The organism is Rhizobium sp. RAF56 (genome assembly GCF_052113965.1).
Taxonomy (GTDB): domain Bacteria; phylum Pseudomonadota; class Alphaproteobacteria; order Rhizobiales; family Rhizobiaceae; genus Rhizobium.
The window spans coordinates 1-7,358 of sequence record NZ_JBFRDU010000077.1; the positions used below are offsets into that span (position 1 = coordinate 1).

At 56.9% G+C, this 7,358-nt stretch carries 6 protein-coding genes and 1 pseudogene; 2 read left to right on the top strand and 5 right to left on the bottom strand.

Translation table 11 applies throughout. The features are described from left to right. Window positions 1-209: 209 nt before the first annotated feature. Together AB4048_RS28220 and AB4048_RS28225 are read right to left on the bottom strand one after the other, a co-directional pair. The gene (locus AB4048_RS28220) at window positions 210-437 is read right to left on the bottom strand and encodes a hypothetical protein (protein WP_442205262.1); all 228 of its coding nucleotides are present in this window, start codon (window positions 435-437) and stop codon (window positions 210-212) included. Window positions 438-1,094: 657 nt separating this feature from the next. After that, window positions 1,095-1,406, bottom strand: coding sequence for a hypothetical protein (locus AB4048_RS28225; RefSeq protein ID WP_442205263.1), 312 nt, complete (start codon window positions 1,404-1,406; stop codon window positions 1,095-1,097). Between the two features lie 626 nt (window positions 1,407-2,032). On the opposite strand from AB4048_RS28225, the gene AB4048_RS28230 reads away from it, so the two are divergent. Further along, on the top strand, window positions 2,033-2,389 hold the full coding sequence (locus AB4048_RS28230) for a hypothetical protein (protein WP_442205264.1): 357 nt from the start codon (window positions 2,033-2,035) through the stop codon (window positions 2,387-2,389). 50 nt (window positions 2,390-2,439) lie between these two features. Here AB4048_RS28230 and AB4048_RS28235 read toward each other — a convergent pair whose 3' ends face one another. After that, window positions 2,440-2,847 carry an alpha/beta fold hydrolase gene (locus AB4048_RS28235; protein ID WP_442205265.1) on the bottom strand — a complete coding sequence of 136 codons (408 nt, stop codon included), beginning with the start codon at window positions 2,845-2,847 and terminating at the stop codon, window positions 2,440-2,442. Between the two features lie 249 nt (window positions 2,848-3,096). Here AB4048_RS28235 and AB4048_RS28240 point away from each other — a divergent pair, with 249 nt between their 5' ends. Beyond that, entirely contained in the window at window positions 3,097-3,465 is a 369-nt protein-coding gene (locus AB4048_RS28240) for a hypothetical protein (protein ID WP_442205266.1), read from the top strand. A 1,451-nt stretch (window positions 3,466-4,916) separates the two neighbouring features. On the opposite strand, the pseudogene AB4048_RS28245 reads toward AB4048_RS28240, so the two are convergent. Continuing rightward, window positions 4,917-5,155 (bottom strand): annotated as a pseudogene (locus AB4048_RS28245) (MFS transporter); the annotation flags it as partial. 1,025 nt (window positions 5,156-6,180) lie between these two features. After that, window positions 6,181-7,344 (bottom strand): acyltransferase family protein, encoded by a 1,164-nt coding sequence (locus AB4048_RS28250; protein WP_442205267.1) that lies wholly within the window; start codon window positions 7,342-7,344, stop codon window positions 6,181-6,183. Window positions 7,345-7,358: the final 14 nt, after the last annotated feature.

Consider the following 7,358-nt stretch of genomic DNA (forward strand, 5'->3'; position numbering starts at 1 on the left):
GCCGCGACAGACGCCGGAGACCTTCTCCATCAAAATCTTCACGTAACGAAATCCCCGGTCGCATCGTAAACCTCCAGTTTGCCCCAGAGATTCAGATTCACCGCGTTTTGGGAAGGCCAAAGAGTCGAGGTCAGCGAGTTGGCGTATAAGACGATCTAGGGGGGCATTGCCGCCACTCGAGCGTCGAACTGAGAGCAGCGCTCGCGGCGCTACTCCACGGCATGGCGCATTGGAAACGCTACTGGGGGTTCGACAGGCGCGAATATCTCGAAATCGCCTGGCATGAAATGCTGGTCGGAACCGAGAACCGCGACTGTCCAAAATTCGGGATCCTCACCGAACACGGTGGAGATCTCCACAACCGTGATCTTGCCGTCGAAATATTTTAAAGACCTGGCCCAATAGAGGTTGCCCGGAACCAAACTCGCCACGAACATTACGCCTACTCCCGTTCGAGCGCCGGACGATATCAGAAACTAAGAAAATGAAAAACGCCTCGCGCGCCCGTTCGAACCGCGCGATGACCCGCGCATGAATGGCCGGTTTGGGGCCGGATGGCCGACCGTCCGCTGGGAGGACACCACACGAAAAGCGAACATTCTTGCCGTGAAGGTCAGGAATCGGCCTGTTGCAGCGGCTACTTTGTGGCAATTCTGTTCATTTGGGCGATGTCGAAAAGTGTCCGGTTTCGAAGAGGTTCAGGCTTTCGCACTCTGCCGCCGTCGGTCTTGCCAACCGAACTTGATGGGATCAACATGGCATTTGCCGAGATGCATGGAAGGGATACTGGCGCGCCGGGTTCTGCCGCGGTCGGGCAACGTTATCGTAGGGGAATGCGATGAGGAGGCCAACAGGGTGGGGAGCCACCGAGCACCATCCAGCAACCGGATCCAGAGAAATCTGAATAGAATTTTTGAGCGAACTAGCGCACCCTACCAACGGCGGCTGTGGTTCGATACCGCCGCCGACAAGTATTGGGCGGCGGCTCTGAAAGTACCATGGATGCAGCGTTTTTGCTCAAATATCGCAGGTCGCCAATTGATACGTCCCTACAAAAGGACCCGCATGCTACCGCGGCCATTTTGCAGCGACACTTAGCGGCAATCCGTCGATTTGCTGCTGTTCATCTGGTCGGTCTTCATGGCGGTGGTATTCTTGTTTGTCGAGATCCCATTGCAGTCTTGCGACTTGCCATGGGAGTTCGGGGCGCTGGTGCTGCCGGTGGAGTTTGGATCGACGGCTTTAGGGCTGCCCTTTTGATCTGAAGGGCTCGCCAAGCCAGCGTTGCCACCGGGCGAACTGGTGCTGCCCTTCGTACCGCCGCTTCCACTGCTGTTTTCAGCTAACGCGCCAGTTGCTGCAATCCCAAGACTTAAAATCGAAATTGCTAAGATCCTCGAAAACATGCTTGCCTCCTGGGTTTTTTGGTATAGGCGAAAACCGATTTTAGAGATCTATGTTCCGAGGGAACTCAATCTTGTTGAAATCATCCCCGCCGCCCATGGGCTAACGTGGCGCATTGATCCGCCAGTGGTCGGGCGTCGCACGGCGGAACTTCCAGAACGAGCAAAGCCCCCGTGAAAAGGAGCACGAGATCGCGCCGACTTATCTACGGAGCTAGTAGGTCCGCGATTGGCATGGCCTGAAAAGCGGTCTCCATCTAGCTGGCATGGGGACAAAGTGTCTCATTGCTGAGACAGCCAAGAGGAAGGCCAGGGTGGGGCTTTCAATGCGACAGGGCTCGTAAGATTTATCCCGAATTGCGAAATGATCTTCGAGCCGCAGGCAAAGCCTTGCGGACGGAAGCGAATGAATTTGTTCCTCACTTGGTGCCGGCTCGTTCAGGGTAGGCCCCTGTACGTTGTCACTGGATGGATCCCTGCGGTTGCCTGACAACACGGGCCGCCGACAGGCCCGGAGTCGTCAGCAGGTGATTGGTTCCCGCCATGATAGCAGGATCGATCAGACGGTCGGAACTTGTCGGCTTTCATAGGGTTTGTTGGTATGGCAACCACGCTGTAAGGTGGAACTCATGCAGAACGATCGAAACAACAACCGTTCCCAGGCTCAAGAGGGGATAGTCAACGAAACCGCGACCAAAGCGCGGCAGGGAAACCTTGGAAAGCCTGTGCTCGCGGTTCTGATCGGCGGGTTAATTCTGGCAATGATCGCGTGGGGCGCCGTCGAATTTTGGGGAGAGCGCATTGATACTGACTCTCGCTCGACAGGCTCCCTGGCAACCGGCTCTGCTACAGCAGAACCGTCCGGCGCCGGCACATTTGATAACAATCCGGCCGCGGGCGGCAGCCGTCCTCCCGAGGCCACGGATCGATCTCCGTCTCCAAGTGGAAGCGGTGGTGCCCCGGCCTCAGGCAGCGAGCCGCGCTGATCGTGTTGGCAGCTTCCCTGGAGGGTCCGTTTGCGGATAGCGGGATTGATTTATCGCAAAGGGCGGAAGAAGGCGCGAATATCCTCAGCAAGCGCCGCTGGCTGCTCCAACGCGGCGAAATGGCCGCCCTTTTCCATCTCTGTCCAGCGGACAACGTTGAAGAATCGCTCGGCCCATTCGCGGGGCGGCATCGCAATATCCTTGGGAAATAGGGCAAAGCCGGCAGGGGTACGGTCTGAGCCGATCCAGCCCTTGGCTGCTTCCTTGGTCCAGCGGCTGGCGGTCCAAATCGTCGATCTAGGCGCAAACCAATTCCCTGATAGAAGCCACATCCGCAATAGCGCTTCATCCTCGACGAGAGCACGGCGATGCGATCTTCTGGCACGGGCTGTCTCGATTACCTCTGGAGTATGCGAACCCGCAATTGAGCTAACACTGGTGTACCATCGGAGTTTCAATCAATCGCTTTTGCCTGTTCTTCATAGAGCGCGATGTGAGAGCGAGGGCTATATCGGAGAGCACAGGATCGCGTCTGAAGTCTCTATGTGTCGCTCTATCTATGAGAAAGTGCTGCGCTCTGCTGCTGTCGTATGTTGACGCTTTGGGGTGAACTTGGCCTAGCCTGAAATCGGGCTTTTTTGCCTTCTAAGTTTCCATCGGCGACGTCCTTAAGGTTGACGCGCCGGCATGCTGCTAGGAGAACGACAATGCGGCTAGCCATGGCTTTAGTGCTCGGCCTGGTGTTTCCGGGAGTGGCTCGGGCAGATACTACGAAGATTGAAGAGGATGCGAATCGCCTTATAGCGGTGACCAGGCTTGGCGATGCCAGGACGCTCTACGGACAGGATCCGGTCGTCACTGCTTATATCCAGGGAGTGATCAGGGGGTTGATCACGCAGAACGAGCTAGGCAGCGCGAGGTCGTGGTGCCCGCCCAACAACGTCGCCATTAACGTTGACCTCGTGTTCGCCGCGATAGCCGCAGACAACAACGGCACTGAGGATACGGCTTTTCTCGCCGATTTCGGTTTGTATGCGTTGCCCGGACTGGAGCGGATGTTTCCGTGCGGAGCCTGATGGCCACAAAGAAAGAGCGAGCGTCGAGGAGACAAGCTCGCCCTGGTAGGTGCGCCACCCGATCCGGCAGTGGCGGGAGACCGTAGGAGAGAGGCAAGTTCGGTTACCTCAATGGCGCCCGGTCGCGCCGAGGCTATTGTTAGCATGATCTGGCTAGCGGAAGAAATTATCGGAAAGTCTTAGTGCTCGATGCGCTCGAGCTGGTTCCCTTGGCGGCGAGCTCGGCCTCCCGCGCTTCCCGCAGTTCGCGAAGGCGGGCGGTTTTAGCATCGCGGGCGAGCTTTTGAGCCGCAATAGCGGTGTATGCGGCCTCGTCCGTGGCGATCATCCTATAGATTCTATTCGTTCCGCCCATGTCGTCCTCGCTAGGTCATGGTGGGCCGCGAGCATCCCGGTATGGAAGGGGTGCGGTGATGCTATGGCGGATCGAATCCTGCCCGCGGCCCGCATTCAGAACTGGTTGTCTTGCATTTTGTTCCAGCGCACAAGCGACTGTGCGAAATCGAACAAGAGAAAGGGCGAGCTGCATTCTTAAACTCGCCCTTGCAGGTGCGTACACAGGTCCGGTGTGTGACGTGGGGAGTCGAGGGAGACTACTTCCTGCCATCCGGTCTCGTCCGCTCAAATCTAGCGCGGGCATGGTTAAGGAAAACTTTCCAGGTGAGCCACCTAGAGCTACCTCTTTGGCAGTAGGAAGACCTGTTTTGTAGGGCTTTTGCTCTATAGGCAAAGAAAAGAGGGTTGTGCGGGCGCAGCGGCCCCTCTTCGCTCGCCCAGGGAGGTTCAACTATCATCCCGCCTGCGCCGGCCCACCCTTACTTCTTAGCTGAGCCTTCTGCCGTGAGCTCCGCCTCCCGAGCTATTCGTAGTTCACGAAGTCGGGCGGTTTTCGCATCGCGGGCGATTTTTTGGGCCAGAATAGTCGCGTATGCGGTTTCATCCGTGACGATCATCTGAAGTGTTTTGTTGGCTCTTGGGGCTCTAGGGGTCCTCATTGCTAGCCTCTCGTCGTCGCAATGGGTTTTTGAGAGCCACTTAAACGTTAGACTTTTCGCAAAAGTTCCAGCGCCGCAATAAAACAAGAGCCACCTGGGCCAGCCAAACCGCTGGTTTCCTTCAATCAACCGCTGCCACAAGGAATTCCTGTTATGGGCACGCTTGCGGTGGAAGCGTTAGCGCTGCGCCTGCCTTAGCCAGCCACTTAGCCGCAAGACCTGCCGCTCTTCTCGTAGACCATAGCGTAGGTCCCGCATTGACGACACAGATAGGATGTGAGGTTCGGGCTGAGGTCGTCCCACATGATGTCCCCTCTCTCTGCTAAGCCATCGGTCGCCAGAGACGAATCATCAAAGCGTGACTTGGTTGCTTTTGCATTCGAGGCAAACCAATGGCTCTTTCAGAGTATTCGCGGTCGTAATGTTGTTGCAGGACCGGCAAAGGCACAGCCAGGCCGCGTAGATCGCACTAGACGCCGCAAAGGTGCCGAACGCGCGGACGTGTCCGATCCGGCGAACAAGTCGCGGTGCCAGATGCAGCCGATAACGACGCTGTTCCGAGCAGTCCGAGGGACGCCGTTGGAAAAGCCCTCCGCCTGTCCGCGCAGGGGCAATAGCAAGCTATGCAGGCCTGTTGCGGCAAGGAGGTACCCGGTGCCGCGAAGAAGCGACAGGATAGCACGGTAACAAGGGATAGGAGATTGCCTAGCATCGCGATCCTTTCCTGGCTCACCAACGGCAGTATTCTCGGGATATTACACTGAAGGCGTCTATTTTTGCGCCTCGCATGATCGAGTGTCGTAAACTCCGACGTCTCCAAGCCTGTAAACATTGATAGGCAAGCGGGAAGGTGAGCACATTTTGGACAGTTAAGTTGGTACAACAGCTCGCTCAGTGCGCGAGAATAGCCATATGAACGTCAACGAGTTGGTCCACTCGTCGCTATATCTACAGACCAATGAGGCTGTCGAAGCAACGCTTGACACGCGGTCCAGGAGTACCAGCCTTGATGGTGGCCTTGAGGTCGTTCTCAGTTAGACCTAGAGCCTTGAAACACCTGGCAAAAGGCCTTGGGTCGATCTTAGTCGTGTCGATTAGATCGGGCGAGACGGTGGCGAGGACTACGGCGTGCGACAGGGCAGTGTAGGAATCGGTCGCCTGCGCTTGGGTAGTAATGAAGAGAGCTGACGTCACTAGCGCCGCCCTCAAACTGCCCAGGTGGGTTCCGCTACCGTATGCTTGTTTGCGCATACGACGATTCTATCATCATCACTCTCAGCCGGTAAGGCTCTCAGGTCGTCAAATATTGGGCCAAAGCAAATGAGCGCAGCCGCTGCGAATGTTCGTTATGGATCGGCTATCTGGGCGCGAGGATCCGGCAGGATCCTCGGTGCCACCCTCACTCCGCTTTGGGCAGCGTTAGCTAACCTTTCTTAGACTGAAAATGACCGTAGATTATCGAGTTGGACCGTGGGGAACTGGCGTCGCGCTGGTCTTGCGGGTCGCCAGAGAGAGGATCCGTGTTGAGCATCTCCGCTAGAACGTCAGCCAGAGCCTCGGTTAGGAAGAGCATCACTATCCCGCTGGCCTCTACGTCCTCTCCAGTCGCGGTATCCACGACCGTCCAAGTGCCATTTCGATGAGGAGTGGCGACGTAGCGATTGTCTTCCATGAGCGACTCCAATACCTCTGGATGCCGGCCCCAACGATAGCGCTCGTTTCATCTGGTCCAGAGCGTGCGCGGCTGAGGATGACTTTGTGTCATCGTTCCAGAATTTTCGGCTGCGTTTGTTTGAGGCAGATGGGCGAGAGCTTCACCGCGCCCACCACCCTTGTCCCGCCGGCCCAAACGCACGAAATTCAGTTCGATCAAATGATAGATTGCATAGGCCGAGACAACGGAGCCGGCATAAGCGGCGAAAACGAAGACGGTCGAGAATTGCTTGCCGAACAGCAGCCACCAGACCTTTTCCACGGCTACGATTGAGAAGAAGTGGAAGAGGTAAAGCGAATAGGACATGTCGCCCAGCAGGCTGGCCGCGCCGGCAAACCCGCTGTCGAGGGATTGCCGACCGAAGATGCAGAAGCCCACTGCAAGCACGCAAATTGTCCATCCGGCCAGCTGCCAACCCAGATGCAGCGGAAAGGCAAATTTGCCGGCAAGGAATACCGACAGGCAAAATACAAGCAGTGCCAGGGTTATAAGGATCGGATGCCTTATGCGCTGCTCCCAGCCGGCAAAAAACGCCGGAAAAAGTCCGATGACCACGCCTGCAGCGAAGAGAAGAAGGATCGGATCGGTCCAATAGCCAAACAGAGTGTGCGGCGGACCGGTGTCCGTCAGAGGTTTATACGCCGCACCGAAAGCGACTAACGCGACGAGCGTGGACAATAGGAAAGAAAGGCCGATCCGTTTGCCGAACAGCAGGGCGGCCGCGAATATGACGTAGAAGAACATCTCATAATTAAGCGTCCAGCCGACGCCCAAAAGAGGACGCATGTAGCCGCCGGCCGGCACGCCCATCGGCAAGAAGAGCAGCGATGCGAATACCGCCCACGGATCAACATGCGCACCCTTGTGATAGCGCAGTGCGAGTTCGAGGAGCGTTGCCGTCCAGTACAGCGGAACGATGCGGATGATGCGCTTCATGAGAAAGTCTGACGCCGCASCCGTTTGCCCAAACTGCTGGCCCGACTTGGCAATCATGATGTAGCCGCTGATCACGAAAAAAACTGCAACCGCCAGCGTTCCGGAAAATTGTGCGAGCGTGCTGTAAGTGCCGGGAACAGTGCTCCATTCCAACTGGCGGAGGTAGGCGTGATCCACAACGACGATGCTCGCCGCAATCCCGCGCAGGATCTGGAGCGTGTGGAACTTGCTCATGCCGCTTCACCTTT